Here is a 22,244-nt window from a genome sequence, read left to right as displayed (position 1 = left end):
CCATGGCATCCCTGAACAAGCAACAGAAACGCGCCAAACGCGCCAAGATCAAAGCCAGGCAAATCAACATTCACGGCAGAAAACCCGTCGCACTGGACGATGACCTGGGTGAAATCGGCGAACCGATTCCGGAATACACCCTGGCGATGTTCAGCAAAATGCGTGACGCGGAAGCCATCAGCCGCAACGACATGCTGCTGACCTTGCTGTCGAACCTCGCCGAAATCATCAGCGACCATCCAGAACTGCTGGACATGGAAAACGCCGACAACGAAGCCATGGCTGCCACTCACCTGGCCGCCGACATGCTGATCGACTATCGCATGTGGGCCGACGGCATGGACCGCGACGCTGCCCAGGCCTGGCTGACGGACCCGCAGTTCATCACCGACTTCGGCGATGCACTCGACAGCTATCGCCAGTCGCTGGACGCGCAGGAAGAAAAGGCTGAGTAAACACTCGCCTCAGAAACAAAAACGGCCGCTTGTCATCACTGACAGCGGCCGTTTTTGTTTGAGAAGCCAACAGCCTGAAACGATCTGACATGACCCCTCGTCAGCGGTCATGTATATCCCATTGACATATCCCTGAAGAAATCTATTCTTTGGACTCACAGCACTCACAAAAACGCAGGAGGCCAAAATGGAACAGACAACCCTTTTCATGAGCAATCGAAGCCAGGCTGTCCGCCTCCCCAAAGCCGTGGCGATGCCAAGCGATGTGAAACGAGTCAACGTAATTGCCATCGGCAGGACCCGTATCATCACCCCCGCAGATGAAACATGGGACAGCTGGTTTGACGGGGATGGCGTGAGTGCAGATTTCATGACCGATCGTGAACAACCCGCCGACCAGGAGCGTGAGTCGTTCTGATGATCAAATACATGCTCGATACCAACATCTGCATCTTCACCATCAAGAACAAACCGCAAATCGTACGAGAAGCTTTCAACCGTCATAACGGGCAATTATGCATGAGTGCCGTCACGCTGATGGAGTTGATCTACGGTGCCGAAAAATCAGCGACACCCGAGAAGAACCTCGGGGTGATCGAGGGTTTTGCGGCACGCCTTGAGGTTTTGCCTTTCGACAACGAAGCGGCTACGCATACCGGGATGATTCGATCCGAGCTGGCAAAGGCTGGAACGCCTATCGGACCCTACGACCACATGATTGCCGGCCACGCACGTTCACGCGGATTCATTGTGGTAACCAACAACCTAAGGGAGTTTGAACGCGTTCCAGGGTTACGCGTAGAAGACTGGGTCCATCCCGGTTGAGCTTCGCCAGAGCGTTTACCCAGCGACCCACTATACGAACGAAACCGCGCACCCGAAATACACCCAAAATGTAGCGACGCACAATAAAAGTGCGGATCAGGAACGTTTGGCCGGTTAGCGCTTCCAACACCCCGCCGAAGCTGGCAACATCGCGCCCTTTTTTACGCGGCACCCGCGGGGCAGCTGGTTCAAACGGCTGTTCGGTTGATAGCAGCGCGACACTCTGCTGTACCGATGCGACAACCTGCCACATGCCACCCGTTTACCGCCCGTAGCGCTGTTGGCTGCCATTCGAACGCTATGCTAGCTTGGCCGCCTCGCCAGGAAGGCCGCCAACAGCAGGAGCGAAATACTATGAGGAATGCACATGGCTGAGGCCACGCCCGCGCTTGAAATCCGCAACTTGCACAAACGCTACGGACAGCTTGAGGTGCTCAAAGGCATCTCGCTGACCGCCCGCGACGGCGACGTGATCTCGATCCTGGGTTCTTCCGGTTCCGGCAAGTCCACATTCCTTCGTTGCATCAACCTGTTGGAAAACCCGCATCAGGGCCAAATCCTGGTGGCCGGCGAAGAACTCAAGCTCAAAGCCGCGAAAAACGGCGAACTGGTCGCTGCCGACGGCAAGCAGATCAATCGCCTGCGCAGCGAGATCGGTTTTGTGTTTCAAAACTTTAATCTGTGGCCGCACATGAGCGTGCTCGACAACATCATCGAAGCCCCGCGCCGGGTGCTCGGACAGAGCAAGGCCGAGGCCATTGAAGTCGCCGAAGCCTTGCTGGCCAAGGTCGGCATCGCTGACAAACGCCACGCCTACCCGGCGCAACTCTCCGGCGGTCAGCAACAGCGCGCGGCCATCGCCCGGACACTGGCGATGCAGCCCAAGGTGATCCTGTTCGACGAGCCCACCTCCGCCCTTGACCCGGAAATGGTTCAGGAAGTACTTAATGTCATCCGAGCATTGGCCGAAGAAGGCCGCACCATGCTGCTGGTCACCCATGAAATGGGCTTCGCCCGTCAGGTTTCCAGCGAAGTGGTGTTCCTCCACCAGGGCCTGGTAGAAGAGCAAGGATCGCCACAGCAGGTGTTCGAAAACCCGCTTTCGGCGCGCTGCAAACAATTCATGTCCAGCAACCGCTAACGGAGCTACCCACATGCAGAACTACAAAAAAATCTTCCTGGCTGCTGCCGTCACCCTGGCCTTCAGCGCCGGTGCCGCCGCCGAGACCTTGAAGATGGGCATCGAAGCGGCCTACCCGCCGTTCAACAACAAAGATGCCAGTGGCAATGTCGTCGGCTTCGACAAAGAAATCGGCGATGCCCTGTGCGCCAAGATGAAAGTCGACTGCACCGTGGTCACGTCCGACTGGGACGGCATCATTCCGGCCCTGAACGCCAAGAAGTTCGACTTCCTGATCTCCTCGATGTCGATCACCGACGAGCGCAAGCAGGCGGTGGATTTCACCGACCCGTACTACTCCAACAAGCTGCAATTCATCGCCAAGAAAGACGTCGACTTCAAAACCGACAAGGCTTCCCTGCAAGGTAAAGTGATCGGCGCACAACGTGCGACCCTCGCTGGCACCTGGCTGGAAGACAACATGGAAGGCGTTGAAGTCAAACTCTACGACACTCAGGAAAACGCCTACCTCGACCTGACCTCCGGTCGTCTGGACGGCATCCTGGCGGACAAGTATGTCAACTACGAGTGGCTGAAAAGCGATGCCGGTCGGTCCTACGAGTTCAAGGGCGATCCGGTGGAAGAAAGCGACAAGATCGGTATCGCTGTACGTAAAGGCGACACGATCCGCGCGAAGCTGAACCTCGCCCTGAAAGAAATCGTCGAAGACGGCACTTACAAAAAGATCAACGACAAGTACTTCCCGTTCAGCATCTATTGATTCTGACCTGCCTGACCGGCGCCGTTCGCTGACGGCGCCAGTCCTTGGCATTGCCTGCCGCAATTGAAAAGAAATCCATGACTATCGATCTCTACGGATTCGGCCCGGCGCTCGCCGCTGGCGCGCTGATGACTGTGAAACTGGCACTCTCTGCTTTGTGCGTGGGGCTGGTGCTCGGTCTACTCGGCGCCTTGGCCAAGACTTCCCCGTACAAGCCGCTGCAATGGCTTGGCGGCACTTACTCGACGCTGGTTCGCGGCATCCCGGAATTGCTCTGGGTGCTGTTGATCTACTTCGGCACGGTCAACCTGATGCGTGCACTGGGTGAGTTCTTCGGCAACCCCGACCTGGAACTCAATGCCTTTGCTGCGGGTGTGATTGCGCTGGGACTGTGCTTCGGCGCCTATGCCACGGAAGTTTTTCGCGGTGCAATTTTGGCCATCCCCAAAGGTCACCGTGAAGCGGGTGTGGCGTTGGGCCTGTCGAAGTTTCGCATCTTCACCAAGCTGATCATGCCGCAGATGTGGCGCATCGCCCTGCCCGGCCTGGGCAACCTGTTCATGATCCTGATGAAAGACACCGCGTTGGTGTCAGTGATCGGCCTGGAAGAACTCATGCGTCACGCGCAAATTGGCGTGACCGTGTCCAAACAGCCGTTCACCTTCTATATGGTGGCCGCGTTCATGTACCTGGGTCTGACAATTCTCGCCATGACGGGCATGTACTTTATGGAAAAACGTGCCGCTCGCGGCTTCGCAAGGAGCACCCAATGAACTGGGAAATCATCATCAAGTGGCTGCCGAAACTGGCTCAGGGCGCGACGCTGACCCTGGAGCTGGTGGCCATCGCCGTGATCGCGGGTTTGCTGCTGGCAATTCCGCTAGGCATCGCCCGCTCATCGCGACTCTGGTACGTGCGGGCATTTCCCTACGGCTACATCTTCTTCTTCCGTGGCACACCGTTGCTGGTTCAGCTGTTCCTGGTCTACTACGGCCTGGCGCAGTTCGACGCGGTCCGTAACAGCTCAATGTGGCCGTACCTGCGCGATCCGTTCTGGTGTGCCACGGCGACCATGACGTTGCACACCGCGGCCTACATCGCCGAGATCCTGCGCGGCGCGATCCAGGCGATTCCACCGGGCGAGATCGAAGCAGCGCGGGCGCTGGGTATGTCCCGGCCCAAGGCGCTGTTCTATATCATCCTGCCCCGTGCCGCCCGCATCGGCCTGCCGGCCTACAGCAACGAAGTGATCCTGATGCTCAAGGCCAGTGCCCTGGCCAGCACCGTAACCCTGATGGAACTGACCGGCATGGCCCGCACCATCATTGCCCGGACCTACCTGCCGGTTGAGATCTTCTTCGCAGCGGGCATGTTCTATCTGCTGATGGCTTATGTGCTGGTACGCGGTTTCAAGCAGCTGGAGCGCTGGTTGCGCGTCGATGCCTGCCAAGGACGTTGATGCCTGCGTGCTGACGGGCGAGGCGTTACTCGCCCGTTTCGCGGCGCTGGATGCTTTTCTGATTGAGCATCAAGCGCTGTGGAAACCTCGTCCGTTTACTCATCTGCAGCTTCCTTGGGAAGCGTCCTACCCGGAGCTGGCCGAATGGCTACGCGGGCGGTCGCTGGAAGAGGCGGAACATAGCCACAACCAACCTTGCTTGCTGGATGCGCCAGAGCCTTTTGCCTCGCTGGCGGCGTTGTCCCTCGAACTGAGCGCAGTGGGTGAATTGCCGGTTCATGCGCTTGAAGCGGCAGGCCATCGGTTGAATGTCGATGTGCCGGGGCGCAAGTGGCAACAGATCGAAGCCTTCGCCAGTCGCTTGCAGTTTGCTGACGCGCCGAGTCATTGGCTGGACTGGTGCTCAGGCAAAGGACACTTGGGACGACGTCTGCTGCAAACCGGGCAACAACTGACCTGTCTGGAATACGACCCGGCGCTGGTTTCCAGCGGACAAGCACTCAGCCAACGTCATCAATTGCATGCGCTGCATGTCGAGCAAGACGTGCTCGCTGCGCACGCCACTTCTTTCTTGAATGCCGATCACACGCCGGTAGCGTTGCACGCCTGCGGTGATCTGCATGTGCGGCTGATCCAGCTCGCCAGTGCGACAGGCTGCAAACAACTGGCCATCGCGCCTTGCTGCTACAACCGGATCAGTCTGAGCGAGTATCAGCCGCTTTCCTCGTCGGCCAAGGGCTCCGACCTACAGTTGTCCCTCGAAGATCTTTCGCTACCGATGAGCGAAACCGTGACTGCCGGCGCTCGCGTCCGACGTCAACGCGACGCCTCTATGGCCCGACGCCTGGCCTTCGACCTACTGCAGCGGCACTTGCGCGGTATTGACGAATACCTGCCTACCCCTTCCCTGCCCAGCGCCTGGCTGGATAAATCCTTCGCCGATTACTGCCATCATTTGGCCGCACTTAAAGAGTTATCCACAATAGGTCCGCAGGATTGGTCAGCACTCGAAGCCGCTGGTTGGCAGCGACTGGCCGAAGTGCGCAATCTGGAGCTGTTGCGCGGCCTTCTCCGACGCCCGCTGGAGCTTTGGCTGGTACTCGATCGGGCACTTTTCCTGTTCGAGCAAGGCTATGCGGTTCGCCTCGGCACCTTCTGCGAAACCCCGCTCACACCGCGTAATTTTCTACTCTTGGCCGAACGGTCTTAAATAGCCCCAGCCTGTGGATAACTCTGTTGATGGAATTATCCTGGATCCAATATTTACGCCTGTTACGAGGTTGAAACACTACTGTTCAATATTCGTACACATGAATAAAAAACCGAAAAAACAGGCATTTGCGAGCAAAATGAGAATGGGTCTACAAATTTGCCTCTAAGCAGGTGCGGTACAGATCCCGTTGTGCATAAGCGTTCAGCCAAAAAACATAAACGACCTGCGAAACCTCAACTATCTTTGCCAAACGCCAGAATTGCCTGGCGTTCAAAACAGCAAGGAGCTGGGAAAAACATGAGCACATTGAACAGTGCACAGGAAGCCGTCGATACCGTCGCCAACCAAGCCATTGATGCTGCGCTGCAGCAAACCTTCGCGGTGGGTGGCGCCATCATCAACAACGCAACGGGCGAGGTCATCGCCGCGCTGCACAACAACGTGCTGATGCCTTTCCCCGGCAGTGGCACCACGTACTTTCTACCTCATGATCCGACCGCCCACGGCGAGCGGCAATTGGTGGACTGGTACTACGAAAACGTCGCGCCATTGAACTTGCCACCGCCCAATCAGTTGACCGTCGTCACCACCCTGGACCCATGCGCCATGTGCGCCGGTTCGCTGCTGACTGCAGGATTTAACGTCGCCGTCAGTGCGATCGATGACTATGCAGGCATCAACTACAACAGTCAGTTCACCTTTGCGTCGCTGCCACCGCAGATCCGCCAACAGGCGCAGGACACCTGGGGTTATTACGCGATTGCGGCGCCTGTCAGCCGGGCCTATCAGGGTTCGACCAGCCCGGTGTTCGGCGGCCAGACCATCGACTCGGCGGTTTACTTCCTCACCAGCTCGATCTTCTCCGCCAGCGTCAACACCGTGCGCGAGGCCAGCAACAACAGCGGTTTGCCGCCGGATCAACTGCAAAACCCTGCAAACCTCCCGGCCAACAGCAAAGTCCGCCAGGCACTGACTGCGCTCAGCCCGTTTGCGCTGACCGTGCAATCGGCCAACCCACGCGACCCCGGCGCAGAACTCGCCCCGCCACTGTTACAAACCGCACAGCACAGCCCGGTGTTCAACTCGGTGGCCCTCATCGATCCGTTCGGCAACCTGCTGGTGTGCCTGGGAGGCGTCGAAAACCAGTCGCCGATTCGTACAGCGTTCATGGAAACCACACGCAACTACGCGGTCATGCGCTGGACCCTGATGAACGACCCCGACCCAGCGGTTCGCGCCCAAGCCGAGCAATACCTGACGCATCCGAAGTACGGCACCTTCGTCTTCCTCTACGCCCCCGACCCCACCACCCCACAGGCCGTAATGACCTTCGGCGCGTACGGTTCGACCATGGAAGGCCCCGTGCCGCAGAGCTATCCGTCCAACCTCCAATACGTGCTGCTGCCGGGCAACACCACCGCCCAAGCGTTGTCGACACTCGCCCAAAACCTGCCGCCGTTCTACACGCAAAGCGTGCAAGTGGCGCCCGCGCAGGTGTTGAGTCAGGACCTGATCAACGCGGTCAAAAACGGCGTGTAACGCTTCACTGGCCAGCCCCGCAGAAGCGTCTGCGGGGCTGGTCTGACGGCTGCGTAAAAATAGTCTGAATTCAGGGGTTTACAGAACCAACGCAATCGCTATAATCGTCGCCCTAACACGCCGGTATAGCTCAGTTGGTAGAGCAACTGACTTGTAATCAGTAGGTCCCGGGTTCGACTCCTGGTGCCGGCACCATACAAGGTTCCAGAGAAGGCTTTCAAAATCTCTGAAACCCCCGAAAAACCCGCCTTCTGGCGGGTTTTTTCGTTTTGGCGTTCCCTCAGATTCCGCCAAAATCTTATGGATACCAGCCGTTTTAAGGATAAAGATAGGGGTAAGGTCATTCGATAAAGGGAGGAGTACCCTTATGTCGCGCACCACTGCTCCACTCTCCGATTCGGCTTGCCGTTCAGCCAAGCCCACCGACCGCGCCTACAAGCTTTTCGACGGCGACGGCCTCTACCTTTTAGTCCAACCCAATGGCCGCAAAGGCTGGCGTTTCATGTATGTAAAACCTGATGGTCGTGAAGGACTGACCTCGTTTGGCAACTACCCCGTGGTCGGCCTCGCCGATGCGCGCAAGAAGCGCATGGAGGTCAAGCGCATGCTGGCGGAAGGCGTCGACCCCATCGAGTCCAAACACCAAACCAAGACGCAAGCCATAATCCGAGGCCGAACCTTTGAGAGCGCAGCCTTGGACTGGCACAAAGCGATGTCTGCCAAATGGGCTCCGGGCCATGCCAAGACGGTCCTGAGCCGTCTCAAAACCCATGTTTTTCCAATAATCGGTGATCGCGCTATTGTCGACCTGCGGATTCCACGGCCATCCGGCCACCTATTCCATGAACATCCGGCCACTGATTCCACGGTGATCCGGCCACCCGTTCCACGCTCATCCGGCCACCCTTAAAGCAGGCAGCAACGCAGGATTAATTCACTACCATCGACCTCTTTTATCGAAGCAGAGAGGTCGTCGTGGAGCGGTTATCCATGCGTAAGATTCGAGAAGTGCTACGTCTCAAATTCGAGATCGGCCTATCTGCCCGCCAGGTCGCTGTCAGCTTGTAAGTGGGTCGAGCCAGCGTCGGTGAGTACCTCAATCGCTTTGCTGCCAGCGGCCTGACTTGGCCGTCTGCGCTCACGGACGCCGAGTTGCAACGGCGGCTTTTTCCACCGCCGCCCGCCGTTCCCAGCGATCAGCGCCCAATGCCGGACTGGGCTCATGTCCACGCCGAGCTGCGCCGCCCCGGCGTAACCCTGGCCCTGCTCTGGCAAGAGTATCGACTCGCCCATCCGCAAGGCTTCCAGTACAGCTGGTTCTGCGAGCACTACCGCCTCTGGACCGCCAAGGTCGACGTGGTCATGCGCCAGGAACACCGTGCCGGCGAGAAGCTGTTCGTTGATTACGCCGACCAGACCGTGCCGGTCATTGATCGGCGAACCGGCGAGATCCGCCAAACGCAGATCTTCGTCGCCGTCCTCGGCGCGTCCAGCTACACCTTCGCCGAGGCCACCTTGTCGCAGAAACTGCCCGACTGGCTGGGCTCCCACGTGCGCTGCTTCGCCTTTCTCGGCGGTACATCGCAGATCCTGGTATCGGACAATCTGCGCAGCGGCGTCACCAAGGCGCATCGCTACGAGCCGGACATCAACCCCAGTTACCGCGATCTCGCCGAGCATTACGGCGTAGCCGTACTGCCCGCGCGTTCGCGTAAACTCAAGGACAAAGCCAAGGTTGAAGTCGGCGTACAGGTAGTCGAGCGGTGGATCCTGGCGGTGCTGCGCAACCGCCAGTTCTTCTCCTTGGGCGAACTCAACACAGCCATCGCGCTGCTGCTGGATCGCCTCAATCAGAAGCCCTTCAAGAAGCTGCCCGGCTCACGCCGGTCAGCCTTCGAGAGCATCGACCAACCGGCGCTGCAAGCGCTGCCGGAACACCCTTACGTCTACGCCGAATGGAAAAAGGTACGCGTCCACATCGACTACCACGTCGAGGTCGACGGCCATTACTACTCGGTGCCGTACCAGCTGGTGAAGCACCAACTCGAAGTGCGGCTAACCGCTAAGACCGTCGAGTGCTTCCACGCCAACCAACGCGTGGCTAGCCATCTGCGCTCGCAGCATAAATTACCACCACTCTATTCCCCATAGCTTATGGTACTCCCACCCATTAATTAGTTATTTGAAAAACACGCTTACATTTGCAGCACTGTTTTCGCCTTCGCAAAACTGTTGAAGTCAAAGTTTTTAATCTCCTAGCACTACCATCACCCGCTTACAATATCAATTAAAGCGTCTATTCCTTTTTCTTTTAATTGAGACAAAAAGGATTCCCTCGGAATTGGCTGGGGGTGGACGTATACGATAACGCGGCCTAGGACTTGGGCTAACCGTAAATCATCTGTCAGCGTGAGCCTGTGATTTCCGGCGACACCAACGGGCGGGTTTTGACCACGTTTCTTTCCGTCTAGCACACTGCAAAATCGGTTAATTGAATCAAATGCCACTGCTGTATTCTTCCACGAGTCACGAAAACGCTTCACGACTTCGTCCGGAGTAAACGCGTCAGTGGACGCCATTGGAGTATTCTTCGGCTGAGCCCCAAGCTTAGGCGTTAAAGCGCTCCTAAGCTGTTCCACTGTAGTATTGTTAATGTCAAGTGCAAATGTTGCCACTTGGAAATTTGAAAATGTATCACTCATTCTAACTACGGCCAGAGTTTCTACTTGCTCCGGATAAAGGCTAGCTATTCGGTCTGCTTCGAGTTCTTCAGCGGAGCGTGGCGGCAGCCCTTTTGGCAATAAATTTTGGTTCCAGTATGCGAATGCTTGCGGGCTCAAAAATGAGCCATCCAGTAAAAACCAGTTTTTCTGAACTTTGTCTGGGCAATTCACAATTATTATAGAGTTCGCGTTAATATCAAACACCTCCGTTTCGCCAAACGGAACTTCATAACTATTATCCGCCCCATTAACAACCACCCTTTGCGTGCGGGTCTTAGGCCTGTATTTAGAATTTATGTAGTCCTTATCTTTGAACGAGGCCGGCTCCTCGGCAGTATCCGCTGCGTTACGAACCTGGTAATTCTGCTTTTTATAGCTAACAAGTGATTCGGGATCAACTGATATAGGCGGATCACTTATCGATACCACTACTCCAAAAAAATTGATACTTTCCAAGTCGCCATCGTTTATTTCATACCCACGACGAGCTTCGATAGGCCGAAAACACACGTATGCTAGTCTGCTCATGACAGTATTACTCCAAGAGGGAGCACGATAGTGGATTGATTTCCGATTTGCTCATACTGTTAAAAATACTAGTTTTTTATATCGTATGGAAATAAGAACTGCTCGAATCCTTATTAAGCGCAACTTAAGTTGAAAAATCAACGGATTTGCAACCCGCCATTCCACCCTAGCGCGGCTGTGCGGGAAGTTGAATTGATGCATATACCGTGATCTGCGACACAGTTTGCATAAGATTCTCACCCCTCCCAATGCACTTGCCTATCCACTCGTAAACAATAATTTATCTGCATAAACAAGTGACTAATAGGCCGTATTTCATTGTTTGTATAAACCCGATCGATTTTTTCAATATCCCCAAACCCCGCCGCATTCTCCGGCATCACCCCGGCCAGCGCGGGATTCATCCGCGCCCCAACTGGTGACAAACAAGCACCCCTCTCAATTCCTGTTGCTCTCCAACTTGCTGCTGTATCGCCACGAGGAGCCATCCTGCATTCGTGGCTTGAAGTAGAGGCGACCGTAGACCTGTTGGTTAATGATCTGGGCTTCGAGTTTGCAGAGAAGAGCAGAAACACCGTGTTGAAGATGCGAGTGCTACGCGACGAGCGAATCATAGACGAGCTGACCTACTCAACTTTTCTGCGGTTATCCAACGTTCGGAACGACGCAATGCACCTGACGGATCGACAGATGGAATACCAGGACGCAGCGCTGATGTGGGGATCTTGCGCCTGGTTGATAGAGCAGTTGAAGGCAGTGATGCCTTCGAAGGATTCCGAAGTCTGACGGCGCCATTCCCGTCGCTGCGCTCTGGAAGCCGAGGTGTGGTGGCAGGAAAAAAGGGGACGGATCTATTTTTCCGTCTGGTACCGGCACCATACAAAACAAAGCCCTCGTAAAAATACGAGGGCTTTGTTGTTTCCGGTTTTTGGAAACGCTGTCCTTAGTGACCCGCGCTCTGACCACCATCAACGTGCAGGATCTCGCCAGTGACAAAATTGGCGCTGTCCAGATACACGACCGCCTGAGCAATGTCGCTGATCTCGCCCATGCGTCCGACCGGGTGCAGATTCCCCAGCGCTTCATGGGTTTCTTCGCCGTGCATCGGCGTCTTGATGATGCCGGGGCTGACCGCGTTCACCCGAATCCCGCGCTTGGCGTATTCGATGGCCAGGGATTTGGTCGCCGCATTCAGGCCACCTTTGGTCAACGACGCCAGTACCGACGGCACACCGTCGATGGCGTGGTCCACTAGGCTGGTGGTGATGTTCACTACGTGGCCGCGGCCTTGTTTTTCCATCTCGGTGATTGCGAGCTGGGTGATGTAGAAGAAACCGTTCAGGTTCACCGACAGCACCGCGGCGTAGTCTTCCTGGGTATAAGCGGTGAACGGCTTGGCGACGAAGATCCCGGCGTTGTTGACCAGGGTGTCGATACGGCCAAAACGTTCGATGGCTTCACGAATAACTTGCTGAGCGACCGCCGGGTCGCCGATGTCGCCCGCCACGGCAAGAATATCCGGGTCGGTAGACGGCTTGATCGAACGCGAAGTGGCGACAACCTTGTAATCCAGATCACGGAAAGCCTTGACCATGCCTGCGCCGAGACCTTGGGAGGCGCCAGTAATAACGATGACTTTTTTCGAATTGCTCATGATGAACCTCTGCTAATAAATGATGGTTTGAAAAGTAAGTAATCAGGCTTCGGCAGGAGCCTTCGCCATTTGTCTCAACATCTGTTCGTAGTACTCGACCGACTGCGAACCGGACACCAGGTGACGACCATTAAGGATCATGGCCGGTACCGAATTGATGCCACGCTGGCGGTAAAACTCTTCAAGCTCACGCACTTCCTTGGCAAACGCTCCGGATGTACACCTCTTGAGCAGCCTCTGCATCCAGTCCTGCTTCAACGGCCAGACGAACCAGCGTCTCGCGATCACTCGGGTTCTGGCCTTCGCTGAAGTAAGCGCGCAACAGGATCTTCTTCAGCTCGGGTTCAACTCGAACGGCTTATAGGTCAGCTCCACCGAGACTTCACCGGCGACGTTCTCAATCGCTTGCTCCAGCGCCGTCGCGCCCAAGGCGCACCACGGGCACACCACGTCGAAGATAAAATCGATTGAAACCGACGCGGTCATGACTGCCCCTCCGCCTCAGCCAGCTGCTTGCGGTACTGGGTGGTGGTGATGCCGGCGTAACCCCAGTTATCGGTGTCTACTTCTTCGATCACGATGTGGGTCAGGTCGGGACGCTTGTTGAGGACGCGTTCCAGGGTTTCAGTGATTTCGGCGATCACCTGAGCTTTCTGCTCTGAGGTAACGCCATCGCGAGTGATGCGTACGCTTACGAAAGGCATGAGGAATCTCCAGTGACCTTCTCATCGGGATGATGGGGAGGCGTTGGAACTCAATGTATGGAGTTAGCTGGAGGGGATAAAGGTGGGGGCGGGAACATCATTAGTTACTTGGTGTAATAGGTGAGCGATCTCACGCCTACTCGGCGTCGAAACTTCCTTTTCAGCGCCATCATTTGTATTTCGTTGCCAAGGACCTGTCAGTCAGCATTCCTTCTGCGCTCAAAAAACCCTTAGAAACAGCGATCAAACTGACTTCAGGCTGTATATGAGTCTTTATGCTAAATTATGGCTGGCCAATAATTATGGCGTATCCATAAAAAGAGGTAATTGCATGAGCAGTATTTTTCAGCGCCCTGAATTGGCCGAAGAGATGGCGAACCAGCTTCTCAATCCAGGCGTTCTCGATGAAGGTTTACGCTCAGGCCTGTTTTTATCCGGCCTGCGCAGGACTGGTAAAACGACATTCCTGAGGAGCGACCTCATCCCTGCGCTGAAAGATGCGGGTGCTCTGGTCATTTACGTCGACCTATGGAGTGACACGCTGGCCAATCCCGCGACACTGGTGCATGACGCCATCCGTAAAACCCTGCAGGAACTCCAAACACCGGGCTCCGGTTTGCTCGAAATGCTCAAGCGTGTCAACGGTGCTGATATAGGCGTTGCAGGATTCAAGTTTGGTTTCAAACTCGACAGCATCGGGAACTCAGGTGGGCCAACCCTGGCGCAGGCGCTGACAGAGGTTGTTGATCAAGCGAACACCAACTTGGTGCTGATCATCGACGAAGTGCAGCATGCCATCTCTTCCGACGATGGTAATCAGCTGCTTCTGGCACTCAAAGCTGCTCGTGATGCGATCAATCCTCGACCAGATACACCGGGTTACTTTCTATTTATTGGAACGGGATCGCACAGGGCGCAAGTCAGCGAACTCACGGCAAAGAGGAACCAGGCGTTTTCTGGTGCGACATCGACAGCGTATCCGGTACTGAAAGGGGATTACGTTGAATACTTGCTTAACCGGCTCGCTGCGACGGTGAAGAAAGAAAAGCTACCTTCCCTCGAAGTCGCCATTGAAGCATTCAATACCTTGGGAAACCGGCCCGAGGAAATGCTCAAAGCGTTGCGACAACTCATGCAGCAAGAAGGTGACCCTGATCTTTTCCTACCGGTTATTGCCAGCACATTGCGCTCGGCGGCGGCCAGCATCGAACTTGAAAAAGTGGAGCTGTTAGGCAGCCTGGCTCAGGCTATTTTCAACAAAATCGCGTCTACGCAAGGCGATGCTCGGGGTATTTTCTCTATCGATGCTGCAGCTGAGTATTCGAAGACTGTGGGCCGGGAGGTGCGTGTAGAAGAGATTCAGCCGGTGGTGATTGCGCTGGTTGCTGAGAACATCATCATGCGGCGCGGGCATGGAATTTATGCGATTACGGACCAGTTTGTTCAGGAAATTTGGCTGGAAGAACGAGCGCTGATTGAAGCTAGCTAGCGATCTCAACGCTGTTGCCACACGCCTTAACTTGCGTAATGCCTGAATTCATTGCTGTCACGGATCAATAGCTGCATCAGTTTCGGATGTATAAAAAGCTTCTCCTTACCTACCTGAACCTCTTCTAAAACTCCAATAGTCACAAGGTCTTTCAGGTGACGAGACGCAGCCTGGCGCTGAGCAATTTTCTTCTCGACGACGTTGCTGATACGGCAGTATGGCTGCTCGAAAATGACATCGACCAGTTCGCGCGTATAGGTTTTTGGCAGTTGCTCTCGCACAAACTGCGTGGTGTGTTCGGACAATACACGAATGGCCGCAATCTTGGCCGTCGTCCAACGAGCAGTCTCTTCCACGGCGCTTAGCATGAACAACAGCCATGGCTCCCAAGCCTGTTTAGTCGTGACTTCCAGCAAGAGCCGGTAGTAATCGGCTCGGTAGGCAATGATGTAGCGACTGAGGTAGAGGATAGGTAGGTTCAACAGGCCTTCCTGGATTAAGAACAAGGTGTTGATGACCCGTCCTGTGCGACCGTTACCATCGATAAAAGGATGGATAGCCTCAAATTGATAATGTCCGACCGCCATACGAACGAGGGGATCGAGATCGATTTCGTTGTGTAGAAAGCGTTCCCAGTTGGCGAGGAGGTTACGCAAATGCTCCTCCCCTTCGGGCGGGGTGTAGATGACTTCACCGGTGCGGTCATTTGCCAACTGTGTACCTGGCGTGCGGCGGATATCCAACTTTACGCCCTTTAGGGTGCGGCAGATTTCTACAGCTGTGTTGGTGGACAGCGGTCGTTGGGTCAGGGATTGGAAGCCTTGATTCAGCGCCGTCCGATAACGCAACGCTTCCTTGGTCGCCGGGTCCGCATGGTTTTCAGTGTCTTGAGCATGCTGGAACAGCAAATCTGTGGTGGTGACGATGCTTTCTATTTCCGAGCTGTCTTTCGCTTCCAGCAGGGGAATTGTATTGATCAGGACCGTTTGATTCGGGATCAACTCTGCCGCCTGCTTCAACTCGGCCAAAGCGGTGCGCGCCTCAATACATTTTTTTAGGACAGCACGCGTTTCCAGCTCGATTCCTGGCGGTAGCAGCGGCAGCTGGTTGTATGGCCTGTCAGCCTGCCATGGCAGCAACGGTTCGGTCATGAATGCGATCCTGATCATTTTGTATGATTTTTGAGCAGAGAGAGGCTTTACTCATGTCGCCAGTGTAGACATGAGGCCATAACGTGTCGCAATTTTTCACTTTTTGCGACACGTCTTGGGAACATGTCGCCGCGAACGACACGATGACAATACATGTTCCCGAAATCGAGTTTTGACGACATGAGCTAACGATCACAAAAGATGGCGCCTTGACATCATCTATCGAACTAACCTAAAACGTCAGCTCATTTGACTTTATCGAGCCAGGGATGTCGGCCAGATCACCACTATTTTCTAGCTGGCAGTACGTGCTCGGGGCTCTTATCGTGGTCCTGGCTGTACTTGATCCGTTCGGGCTTTCGAGTTCGAGCAACAATGCCTCCGCACAGTGGCTGAATCGCGTGTTTGCCAGCAGCTACAAAAACACAGGGCAACAGCAAGTCGCGGTCATTCTGATCGACGACGCGTACCTGATGCGCAACAACACGCACTGGCCCATGCCGTACGGCGAACAAAGCAAGTTGTTCAAGCGCTTGCTGGCTTACAAGCCGAAGGCGGTGTTCGTTGATTTCATGTATAGCCACGATCACTCCTTGGGCGATCCGACCCAGAGTAGTCAGTTACTGGCCAATGTCTTCGAACGCTACCGCCACCAGGGCATTCCACTGTTGCTGGCAGACACCGGTCAGGTACGAGGAGAAGAAGGTCAGGCCAATACGCTGGGCAATCTGGCCAAGGTCAGCAGCCCTGCATTGGTGGTATGGAGCGGGTTTGGCGATAAGTACCCACTGGCAGTCGAAACGCCGCTGGGGCTGATGGAAACGCCAGCGTCTTCGCTATATCGCCACTATTGCCAGGCGCATTCCTGCGCTGATCTGCCAAGTGATACACAAGCCGCTGTCCAGAAGCCACCGATCGCCATTCAGTGGGGGATTAACCTGGCGCCGGAACAGATGCGCATCGCGGATATCGCCCAGTGCTCAGCCCCAGGAGGTTTCTTTGTCGATTTGGCAAAGGAGTTTTTTCAGGCGATTTTCTGGAAACTGGCCGGTGCCGATCAATCACGGTGCCTCTATAACCTCACACTCTCAGCCAGCGATCTGGAGGTCAGCACGCCCGAAGACCGCGCCTTGCTGACCGAACTGCTGCGTGATCGCCTGGTGCTGGTCGGCGCGAACATCACCTCCACGGGAGACCTTGTGCAGTCGCCCGTGCACGGCAAGATTCCAGGCATCTACCTGCATGCCATGGCGCTGGATAACCTCGTCACGCTGGGCATGAACTATGACCGCGAGCCAGCCAACCTCCTGAACTTCGATATCAATTGGCTCGATCTGGTGGAGGTCGCGCTGCTTGGGCTGATCGCGGCGTTCAAAGCGCTGCATGAGCGACAGAGTTCGGGGTCAAAAATCATAGGATTGAAGGACTGGGGAAACGGCTTTTTCCGTTCTTCCGTTCTGTCATTCGGGCTGGTGGTCGGAGTGCTCATACTGCTCAGCTATGGGCTTCACAAGTTGCACTTTACTCCCGTCAACGTACTCGCCGTGCTGATGCTTTCACTGGCGATATTCAGCGAAAAAATCGAGGCGCGCTTTGCGCGCAAGCACTGATTGACCACTCATTTTCATCTAACAAAAAGGAATCAGGATGACCAGAACAGCCGCCTTGTTACTCACCGCACTGTTCAGCCAGGCAGCCTGGTCGGCCACGCCAACCGTTGAGGCGTTTCTCGCCGACCCGATAGCGCTGCTCGACGCCCAAGGCAAACTTGAGCGGGAGCTACCGTTAAAGGACGCCCCGAAAAATGCGCTACCGGTGCTGCAATACAATGAGGCGCTGGAGTTGGTGCAAATTGAACTGGCGGGCCAGAAAGTCTGGCTGGATACCATGGACCTGCGCCTGAACCCCAGCAAGCTGGTCAAACTGCCTTGCCAAAAAATGCCGAGCAGCAAAATTGCCGATAGCCAGAATAACTCCACCATCGGTTTTGGTGCGGGCTGCAAACAGTGAGGCGTCAGCAGATGAAAAGATCTCTGCTGGCGCTTGCTGTTCTGGTCGGTTCGTTGCTCAGCGGCTGCAGCACACTCAATGGCGCCAACAATGCGTTGATGAACCTGGTGGGCCCATCGACCCAATCCAGAGTCACTGGAAAGTATGTCGACAATGCGGACGTTCGTCAGCACTACAAGCTCGATGTGCAGCACCAGAGTAAACAGCGCTTGAGCTATGACGGCCACGCCATTCCCGCCGCCGAGATTCGCCAGCACAACCTGGTGGATATCCCGATGCTGCAAAACTACCTGCAAGGCATTGTGACTCGGCTCTCCAAGAGCTGGCCCGGTGAACTTCCAACGCTGCAGGTGCGGGTCACCGACAGCTACAGTTTCGGGCCGTCGGCGGATCCCTTCGGTAACGTATACGTCCCCTTGGGCATGCTGGATAGCGTCGAAAGCGAAGACGAAATCGCTGCCATGCTGGGCCATGAAATGAGCCATGTACTACTGCGCCATCATGACCGCATGGAAGCCTTCCAGCAGCAGAAAGAACTGATGACCAACATCGCCACTACCGTGGTGTTCGCCGCTATGGCCTCCAATACCGGCGTGAACCGTAGCGCCGGAACCATGAAATTAATCAACAAAGATCCAATCGGCACGCAAAAAACCATCGGCAACACCGTGTTGTTTACGGCACTGGCCAACAGCTTTTCGGACAATATCTGGAGCACCGCCTGGGGTCGAAGTCAGGAAGATCAGGCAGACTTGCTGGGCACAGACCTGATGATCCGCGCCGGTTATGCGCCACGGGCTGCCAGCTACAGCCTGCAACGTCTGAATGACTTCCAGGGCAAACAAAAGCCGCTTCTCGGAAGTTTTCTTGAAGCGCGCAAGACCGCCATGCAGCAGTCTCTGGAGCAATTCAATCTCAACAACTTCACCAAAGAACTGGATGTACTGCTCAACCAGGGACTTGTCACCGGTATCACTGCGACGAGCCAGTATCTCACTCGCTCGCACATGTCGCCGATGGACCGCGATGAAGAGCTGCGCCAGTACCTGCAACGTGAGTACCGTCAGGAACGTCGAGGCCGGGTCGATGTGCGTAGCTGGCCGAAAATCCGCGATGCCGCGCCAGTCGCTGCAGCCATGCAGGGTTACAAGGACGCCTACGCCGCGACTGCCGCACTGGAACAAGGCAAGGTGCCTGAGGCCGACACCTTCAGCCAGCGTGCACTGTCCTCACCGGTGAAGGACCAACCAGGCATTCGTCGCAGCGCATTTGCCGTGCATCTTGCGCAAGGCAAAAGCGCCGATGCGTTGAAAGACCTTGAGTCAATCAAGGATTGGTCGCTGGCCGGGCCCTCTATCTATGACCTGATGGTCGGCTACCATCTCAAGCGCGGCGATGCTCAATCGGCACTGGCCCTGATCGACAAGGCCGAACGCAACTTGGGTTCGGAAGAACTGTTCATCACCGAAAAGCTACTGGCCAACCAGCAGCTCAAAGATGCCACACAGGTTCAGACCGTGCTGCGCAAATGCGAGCAGTATCCGACCCGCAGGGAAAACTGCAAAAAACTGGCTCCGGTGAAAGCCTGAATTCACGTTTAGCACCCAAAAGCCCCAAACCAGTCGGGGCTTCTTCTTTCTCAGCCTTGCATCAGGCATCGGTAACGCAACCGATCATCAGAAAATGTTGATCGGGTAATCCACGAACACGCGCAGTTCATTACCGCTGACGTTGTACTCACTCGATTTCTGCGACACCCGCAGGATCGAGCTACGCAATTTCACGCTCAGGTCTTTGGCCGGGCCACTTTGGACGACGTACTTGAACTGGTTGAAGATTTCGCGCTCGGTACCGCCTTCGCTGGTGGAGGTGGTGATGTTGTCGCCGCGCACGTAGGCGAAGTTGTAACTCAGGCATGGAGCACCAAAGGTGCTGAAGTCGAGGCCGTAGCCCAGCTGCCAGCTGCGTTCGTCTTCGGCGTTGAAGTCAGACCAGTAGGAGTTAGCCAGGTAGATGGCGTTGCCACCGTCACCGACGCGACCTTGATCTTTCTGGCAGCCGCCGTAGGCATAGCCCAAGTTGCTGTCGCCGGTGATACCGTTTTCGCGGACGTAGGAATTGTCCAGCTTGGTGCAGTAGCCGTTGAAGTCCAAGGTCAGGGACTGATTCTTGTCGATCGGGAGCACGTAGTTGGCGTTCACGTATTGCTTCTTCAGCACGTCTTCGACGTCGGACGCGTAAACGGCAACCTTGAACTGTTCGGTGAACTGGTAGCTACCGCCCAATACGTTGATCGACTTCAAGCCACCGCTGTCACGGCCTTCAGCGCTTTTGCGCGATTGGGCGGTGAAGCGACCGGCGTTCAGTTCCAGGCCGTTGATCTCCTTGGAGGTGATCAGGGTGCCGGTGTAGCTTTCTGGCAGCAGGCGCGTGTTGTCTTAGCTCAGCACCAGCAGGGCCGGCATCTGGTGGCCGTAGGGCAATACGGTGTTGGAAACACGGAATTTGACCGCTGCGCCGGCCTCGGACAGGTCGTCAGCCGCGTTGCCGCTGTCGCCTTGTTTGAAAAAGTCGATACCACCGGCACCGCTGCGACCCTTGCCGCCATCCAGACGCAGTGCATACAGACCGAAAGCATCACACCCACACCGACGATGCCCTGGGTGAAGCCGGACAAAAACGTACCGATGGCCGCTTGGCCCCATTCGGCTTTGTCCGGGTTGCCATCTTTATAGTCACGGTTGATGTAGGCGTTGCGCAGCGGTACGTTGAGGCTGCTGTCTTCAACAAAACCCTTAGATTCGGCCTGGTCGTGACCGGAACCTCCGCTGATTCGGTCTTGATCGTTCCCACGCTCTGCGTGGGAATGCAACCAGGGACGCTCTGCGTCCCATATGGACGCGGAGCGTCCGGTGAGGCATTCCCACGCGGAGCATGGGAACGATCATCAAAGGCCAAAAAAACCTTCGCCCATAAAAAAGCGCCACCATCCCGGCAGCGCTTTTATCAATCCGTTGTTTTTCTTCTTATCCTTCCATCACATCCCACAACGCTTCCAGCTCCGCTTCGCTGAATAAACCAGCGGGGTAGCGCTCGATCATCATCCGGCGCGGATCAGGTTCTCTGATCTGACGCGTTCCATTGGACTTCAACCAGTGCGCCAGGACCTGGAGCGATTCGCTGTTTACTGCCAGGGGATGCAACGCCCGCTCGCTAACCACATTCATTTCGGCGTTCATTTCCGCGCTCTCTCCTGGTGTGTGAGCGGCTAACTTATCCAAGGTTTATGACAGAACATCGCAGTTCTCCCCCTCCTTGTTTTGCACCATGAGAGATACAAGAGCTGTGCCAAGGTTTGGGAACTGTCGACAAGCGGACACAAAAAAGCCCGCGGTCCTGAAGGGCTGCGGGCTTTCTATAAGGCTGAAAGGGAAAACGGTTGCCGGGCCGATTATGTAATCAACTCAAGCTGTTACAACCCCACTCACTCCTTGTGCGGCGCTGGCTGTTGTTGGGTAAGGCAGTGGATGTTACCGCCTCCCAGTAACAGTTCGCGGCCGGGCACCATCACCACTTCGTGCTGCGGGAACAGACTCTGCAAAATCTCTTTTGCCGGGCCATCCAACGGGTCGCCAAAGCTAGGCGCGATGATGCCGCCGTTAACGATGAGGAAGTTCACGTAGGAACCTGCCAAACGAACGGTCGGATTACGCTCCTGAGTACCGTCCACCGGATCCACACCGGCGCACTCTTCCTCGGTTGCATACAGCGGCCCCGGTATCGGCATTTTGTGCACCGTGAATGAGCGGCCCTTGGCGTCGGTGCTGCTGTCCAGCACTTTCATTGCAGCCTGGCAACGCGGGTAGTTCGGGTCTTGCGGGTCGTCGGTCCAGGCCAGTAATACCTCACCCGGACGCACGTAGCAGCAGAAGTTATCCACATGACCGTCGGTTTCGTCGTTGAACAAGCCGTCCGGCAGCCAGATGATTTTATCCACAGCCAGGTTCGCGCTGAGCACCGCTTCGATTTCGCCGCGGCTCATGTGCGGATTGCGATTGCGGTTGAGCAGGCATTCTTCGGTGGTGATCAGCGTGCCCTCGCCATCGACGTGAATCGAACCACCTTCGAGCACGAAGCCCTCGGTGCGGTAGCGCTGGCTGCGCTCGATCTCGAGGATCTTGCCGCCGACCTGCGAATCGCGATTCCACGGCGAATACAGACCGCCGTCAAAACCGCCCCAGGCGTTGAAGTCCCAGTTCACACCACGGACTTCGCCACTGTTATTGATGACGAATGTCGGGCCGGTGTCGCGAACCCAAGCGTCGTCGCTGGACATTTCCACCACACGAATATTCGGCACGTCCAGACGGGCACGAGCGTTTTCGTATTGGCCGGCGGAAACCGCCACGGTTACCGGTTCGAAACGGGCGATGGCCTTCGCTACCGCGACGTGCGCGGCTTGCGCCGGTTTGCCACCCAGGCGCCAGTTGTCCGGGCGCTCGGGCCAGATCATCCAGGTCTGGGTTTGCGGCGCCCACTCGGCGGGCATGTAGAAGCCGTCGACGCGAGGCGTGCTGTTTAAAGTGGTCATGG

19 protein-coding genes, 1 tRNA gene and 5 pseudogenes are annotated in these 22,244 nt (G+C 55.9%); 16 read left to right on the top strand and 9 right to left on the bottom strand.

Annotated elements, in window-relative coordinates:
• Nucleotides 1-2 precede the first annotated feature (2 nt).
• From ACYZTR_RS02450 to istA, 12 genes and pseudogenes are all read left to right on the top strand, one after another.
• Complete coding sequence (locus ACYZTR_RS02450; RefSeq protein WP_461976164.1) at nt 3-455, top strand: hypothetical protein; 453 nt, start codon at nt 3-5, stop codon at nt 453-455.
• Between the two features lie 187 nt (nt 456-642).
• Nucleotides 643-873: a type II toxin-antitoxin system VapB family antitoxin gene (gene vapB / locus ACYZTR_RS02445; protein WP_282377351.1), complete on the top strand. Its 231-nt coding sequence runs from the start codon at nt 643-645 to the stop codon at nt 871-873.
• Nucleotides 873-1,280: a type II toxin-antitoxin system tRNA(fMet)-specific endonuclease VapC gene (vapC, locus tag ACYZTR_RS02440; protein WP_461976162.1), complete on the top strand. Its 408-nt coding sequence runs from the start codon at nt 873-875 to the stop codon at nt 1,278-1,280. The genes vapB and vapC overlap by 1 nt, the downstream gene beginning before the upstream one ends.
• Before the next feature lie 367 nt (nt 1,281-1,647).
• Entirely contained in the window at nt 1,648-2,421 is a 774-nt protein-coding gene (locus ACYZTR_RS02435) for an ABC transporter ATP-binding protein (protein WP_007897462.1), read from the top strand.
• 13 nt (nt 2,422-2,434) lie between these two features.
• The gene (locus tag ACYZTR_RS02430) at nt 2,435-3,181 is read left to right on the top strand and encodes an ABC transporter substrate-binding protein (protein ID WP_461976159.1); all 747 of its coding nucleotides are present in this window, start codon (nt 2,435-2,437) and stop codon (nt 3,179-3,181) included.
• A gap of 77 nt (nt 3,182-3,258) precedes the next feature.
• Nucleotides 3,259-3,954 carry an ABC transporter permease gene (locus ACYZTR_RS02425; protein WP_461976157.1) on the top strand — a complete coding sequence of 232 codons (696 nt, stop codon included), beginning with the start codon at nt 3,259-3,261 and terminating at the stop codon, nt 3,952-3,954.
• On the top strand, nt 3,951-4,640 hold the full coding sequence (locus ACYZTR_RS02420) for an ABC transporter permease (RefSeq protein WP_461976155.1): 690 nt from the start codon (nt 3,951-3,953) through the stop codon (nt 4,638-4,640). The genes ACYZTR_RS02425 and ACYZTR_RS02420 overlap by 4 nt, the downstream gene beginning before the upstream one ends.
• Nucleotides 4,621-5,850: a methyltransferase gene (locus ACYZTR_RS02415; protein ID WP_461976153.1), complete on the top strand. Its 1,230-nt coding sequence runs from the start codon at nt 4,621-4,623 to the stop codon at nt 5,848-5,850. The genes ACYZTR_RS02420 and ACYZTR_RS02415 overlap by 20 nt, the downstream gene beginning before the upstream one ends.
• 300 nt (nt 5,851-6,150) lie before the next feature.
• On the top strand, nt 6,151-7,392 hold the full coding sequence (locus ACYZTR_RS02410; RefSeq protein WP_461976151.1) for a nucleoside deaminase: 1,242 nt from the start codon (nt 6,151-6,153) through the stop codon (nt 7,390-7,392).
• 119 nt (nt 7,393-7,511) lie between these two features.
• Nucleotides 7,512-7,587: transfer RNA gene (locus ACYZTR_RS02405), tRNA-Thr, on the top strand.
• 172 nt (nt 7,588-7,759) lie between these two features.
• Nucleotides 7,760-8,203: pseudogene (locus tag ACYZTR_RS02400) on the top strand (integrase arm-type DNA-binding domain-containing protein); the annotation flags it as partial.
• A gap of 179 nt (nt 8,204-8,382) precedes the next feature.
• A pseudogene (gene istA, locus ACYZTR_RS02395) lies at nt 8,383-9,519 on the top strand (IS21 family transposase); the annotation flags it as partial.
• 140 nt (nt 9,520-9,659) lie between these two features.
• Here istA and ACYZTR_RS02390 read toward each other — a convergent pair.
• From ACYZTR_RS02390 to ACYZTR_RS02370, 5 genes and pseudogenes are all read right to left on the bottom strand, one after another.
• Nucleotides 9,660-10,571 carry a hypothetical protein gene (locus ACYZTR_RS02390; protein ID WP_461976149.1) on the bottom strand — a complete coding sequence of 304 codons (912 nt, stop codon included), beginning with the start codon at nt 10,569-10,571 and terminating at the stop codon, nt 9,660-9,662.
• 308 nt (nt 10,572-10,879) lie between these two features.
• Nucleotides 10,880-11,050, bottom strand: a pseudogene (locus ACYZTR_RS02385) (phage portal protein); the annotation flags it as partial.
• Between the two features lie 536 nt (nt 11,051-11,586).
• The gene (locus ACYZTR_RS02380) at nt 11,587-12,297 is read right to left on the bottom strand and encodes an SDR family NAD(P)-dependent oxidoreductase (RefSeq protein ID WP_461976147.1); all 711 of its coding nucleotides are present in this window, start codon (nt 12,295-12,297) and stop codon (nt 11,587-11,589) included.
• 42 nt (nt 12,298-12,339) lie between these two features.
• A pseudogene (locus ACYZTR_RS02375) lies at nt 12,340-12,783 on the bottom strand (DsbA family oxidoreductase).
• Nucleotides 12,780-13,001 carry a tautomerase family protein gene (locus ACYZTR_RS02370; protein WP_007939483.1) on the bottom strand — a complete coding sequence of 74 codons (222 nt, stop codon included), beginning with the start codon at nt 12,999-13,001 and terminating at the stop codon, nt 12,780-12,782. The pseudogene ACYZTR_RS02375 and the gene ACYZTR_RS02370 overlap by 4 nt, the downstream one beginning before the upstream one ends.
• A gap of 331 nt (nt 13,002-13,332) precedes the next feature.
• On the opposite strand from ACYZTR_RS02370, the gene ACYZTR_RS02365 reads away from it, so the two are divergent.
• Nucleotides 13,333-14,490 carry an AAA family ATPase gene (locus ACYZTR_RS02365; RefSeq protein WP_461976145.1) on the top strand — a complete coding sequence of 386 codons (1,158 nt, stop codon included), beginning with the start codon at nt 13,333-13,335 and terminating at the stop codon, nt 14,488-14,490.
• Between the two features lie 26 nt (nt 14,491-14,516).
• Here ACYZTR_RS02365 and fic read toward each other — a convergent pair whose 3' ends face one another.
• The gene (fic, locus tag ACYZTR_RS02360; RefSeq protein WP_461976143.1) at nt 14,517-15,641 is read right to left on the bottom strand and encodes a protein adenylyltransferase Fic; all 1,125 of its coding nucleotides are present in this window, start codon (nt 15,639-15,641) and stop codon (nt 14,517-14,519) included.
• A 269-nt stretch (nt 15,642-15,910) separates the two neighbouring features.
• Here fic and ACYZTR_RS02355 point away from each other — a divergent pair, with 269 nt between their 5' ends.
• The 3 genes from ACYZTR_RS02355 to ACYZTR_RS02345 are packed head-to-tail and all read left to right on the top strand — an operon-like array spanning nt 15,911 to nt 19,240.
• Nucleotides 15,911-17,251 carry a CHASE2 domain-containing protein gene (locus ACYZTR_RS02355; protein ID WP_461976141.1) on the top strand — a complete coding sequence of 447 codons (1,341 nt, stop codon included), beginning with the start codon at nt 15,911-15,913 and terminating at the stop codon, nt 17,249-17,251.
• Between the two features lie 37 nt (nt 17,252-17,288).
• Complete coding sequence (locus ACYZTR_RS02350; protein WP_461976139.1) at nt 17,289-17,651, top strand: hypothetical protein; 363 nt, start codon at nt 17,289-17,291, stop codon at nt 17,649-17,651.
• Between the two features lie 11 nt (nt 17,652-17,662).
• Nucleotides 17,663-19,240, top strand: a complete 1,578-nt coding sequence (locus ACYZTR_RS02345) for a M48 family metalloprotease (protein ID WP_461976137.1) — start codon at nt 17,663-17,665, stop codon at nt 19,238-19,240.
• A gap of 87 nt (nt 19,241-19,327) precedes the next feature.
• Here ACYZTR_RS02345 and ACYZTR_RS02340 read toward each other — a convergent pair.
• The 3 genes and pseudogenes from ACYZTR_RS02340 to aguA form a co-directional block, all read right to left on the bottom strand.
• Nucleotides 19,328-20,484 (bottom strand): annotated as a pseudogene (locus ACYZTR_RS02340) (OprD family outer membrane porin).
• A 193-nt stretch (nt 20,485-20,677) separates the two neighbouring features.
• Complete coding sequence (locus tag ACYZTR_RS02335) at nt 20,678-20,890, bottom strand: hypothetical protein (RefSeq protein WP_046045525.1); 213 nt, start codon at nt 20,888-20,890, stop codon at nt 20,678-20,680.
• A gap of 245 nt (nt 20,891-21,135) precedes the next feature.
• Nucleotides 21,136-22,242 (bottom strand): agmatine deiminase, encoded by a 1,107-nt coding sequence (gene aguA / locus ACYZTR_RS02330; RefSeq protein WP_461976135.1) that lies wholly within the window; start codon nt 22,240-22,242, stop codon nt 21,136-21,138.
• Nucleotides 22,243-22,244 lie beyond the last annotated feature (2 nt).

The organism is Pseudomonas sp. Hz4 (assembly GCF_054898165.1).
The sequence above is the reverse complement of the archived record's forward strand: the minus strand, read 5'-3'. Positions and strand labels throughout refer to the sequence as shown.

Coding starts and splice junctions, on each gene's coding strand:
- ACYZTR_RS02435 (WP_007897462.1), top strand. CDS start 1,648: ATGGCTGAGGCCACGCCCGCGCTTGAAATCCGCAACTTGCACAAACGC.
- vapC (WP_461976162.1), top strand. CDS start 873: ATGATCAAATACATGCTCGATACCAACATCTGCATCTTCACCATCAAG.
- ACYZTR_RS02430 (WP_461976159.1), top strand. CDS start 2,435: ATGCAGAACTACAAAAAAATCTTCCTGGCTGCTGCCGTCACCCTGGCC.
- ACYZTR_RS02370 (WP_007939483.1), bottom strand. CDS start 13,001: ATGCCTTTCGTAAGCGTACGCATCACTCGCGATGGCGTTACCTCAGAG.
- ACYZTR_RS02335 (WP_046045525.1), bottom strand. CDS start 20,890: ATGAACGCCGAAATGAATGTGGTTAGCGAGCGGGCGTTGCATCCCCTG.
- ACYZTR_RS02355 (WP_461976141.1), top strand. CDS start 15,911: ATGTCGGCCAGATCACCACTATTTTCTAGCTGGCAGTACGTGCTCGGG.
- aguA (WP_461976135.1), bottom strand. CDS start 22,242: ATGACCACTTTAAACAGCACGCCTCGCGTCGACGGCTTCTACATGCCC.
- ACYZTR_RS02420 (WP_461976155.1), top strand. CDS start 3,951: ATGAACTGGGAAATCATCATCAAGTGGCTGCCGAAACTGGCTCAGGGC.
- fic (WP_461976143.1), bottom strand. CDS start 15,641: ATGACCGAACCGTTGCTGCCATGGCAGGCTGACAGGCCATACAACCAG.
- vapB (WP_282377351.1), top strand. CDS start 643: ATGGAACAGACAACCCTTTTCATGAGCAATCGAAGCCAGGCTGTCCGC.
- ACYZTR_RS02450 (WP_461976164.1), top strand. CDS start 3: ATGGCATCCCTGAACAAGCAACAGAAACGCGCCAAACGCGCCAAGATC.
- ACYZTR_RS02380 (WP_461976147.1), bottom strand. CDS start 12,297: ATGAGCAATTCGAAAAAAGTCATCGTTATTACTGGCGCCTCCCAAGGT.
- ACYZTR_RS02425 (WP_461976157.1), top strand. CDS start 3,259: ATGACTATCGATCTCTACGGATTCGGCCCGGCGCTCGCCGCTGGCGCG.
- ACYZTR_RS02345 (WP_461976137.1), top strand. CDS start 17,663: ATGAAAAGATCTCTGCTGGCGCTTGCTGTTCTGGTCGGTTCGTTGCTC.
- ACYZTR_RS02410 (WP_461976151.1), top strand. CDS start 6,151: ATGAGCACATTGAACAGTGCACAGGAAGCCGTCGATACCGTCGCCAAC.
- ACYZTR_RS02350 (WP_461976139.1), top strand. CDS start 17,289: ATGACCAGAACAGCCGCCTTGTTACTCACCGCACTGTTCAGCCAGGCA.
- ACYZTR_RS02365 (WP_461976145.1), top strand. CDS start 13,333: ATGAGCAGTATTTTTCAGCGCCCTGAATTGGCCGAAGAGATGGCGAAC.
- ACYZTR_RS02415 (WP_461976153.1), top strand. CDS start 4,621: ATGCCTGCCAAGGACGTTGATGCCTGCGTGCTGACGGGCGAGGCGTTA.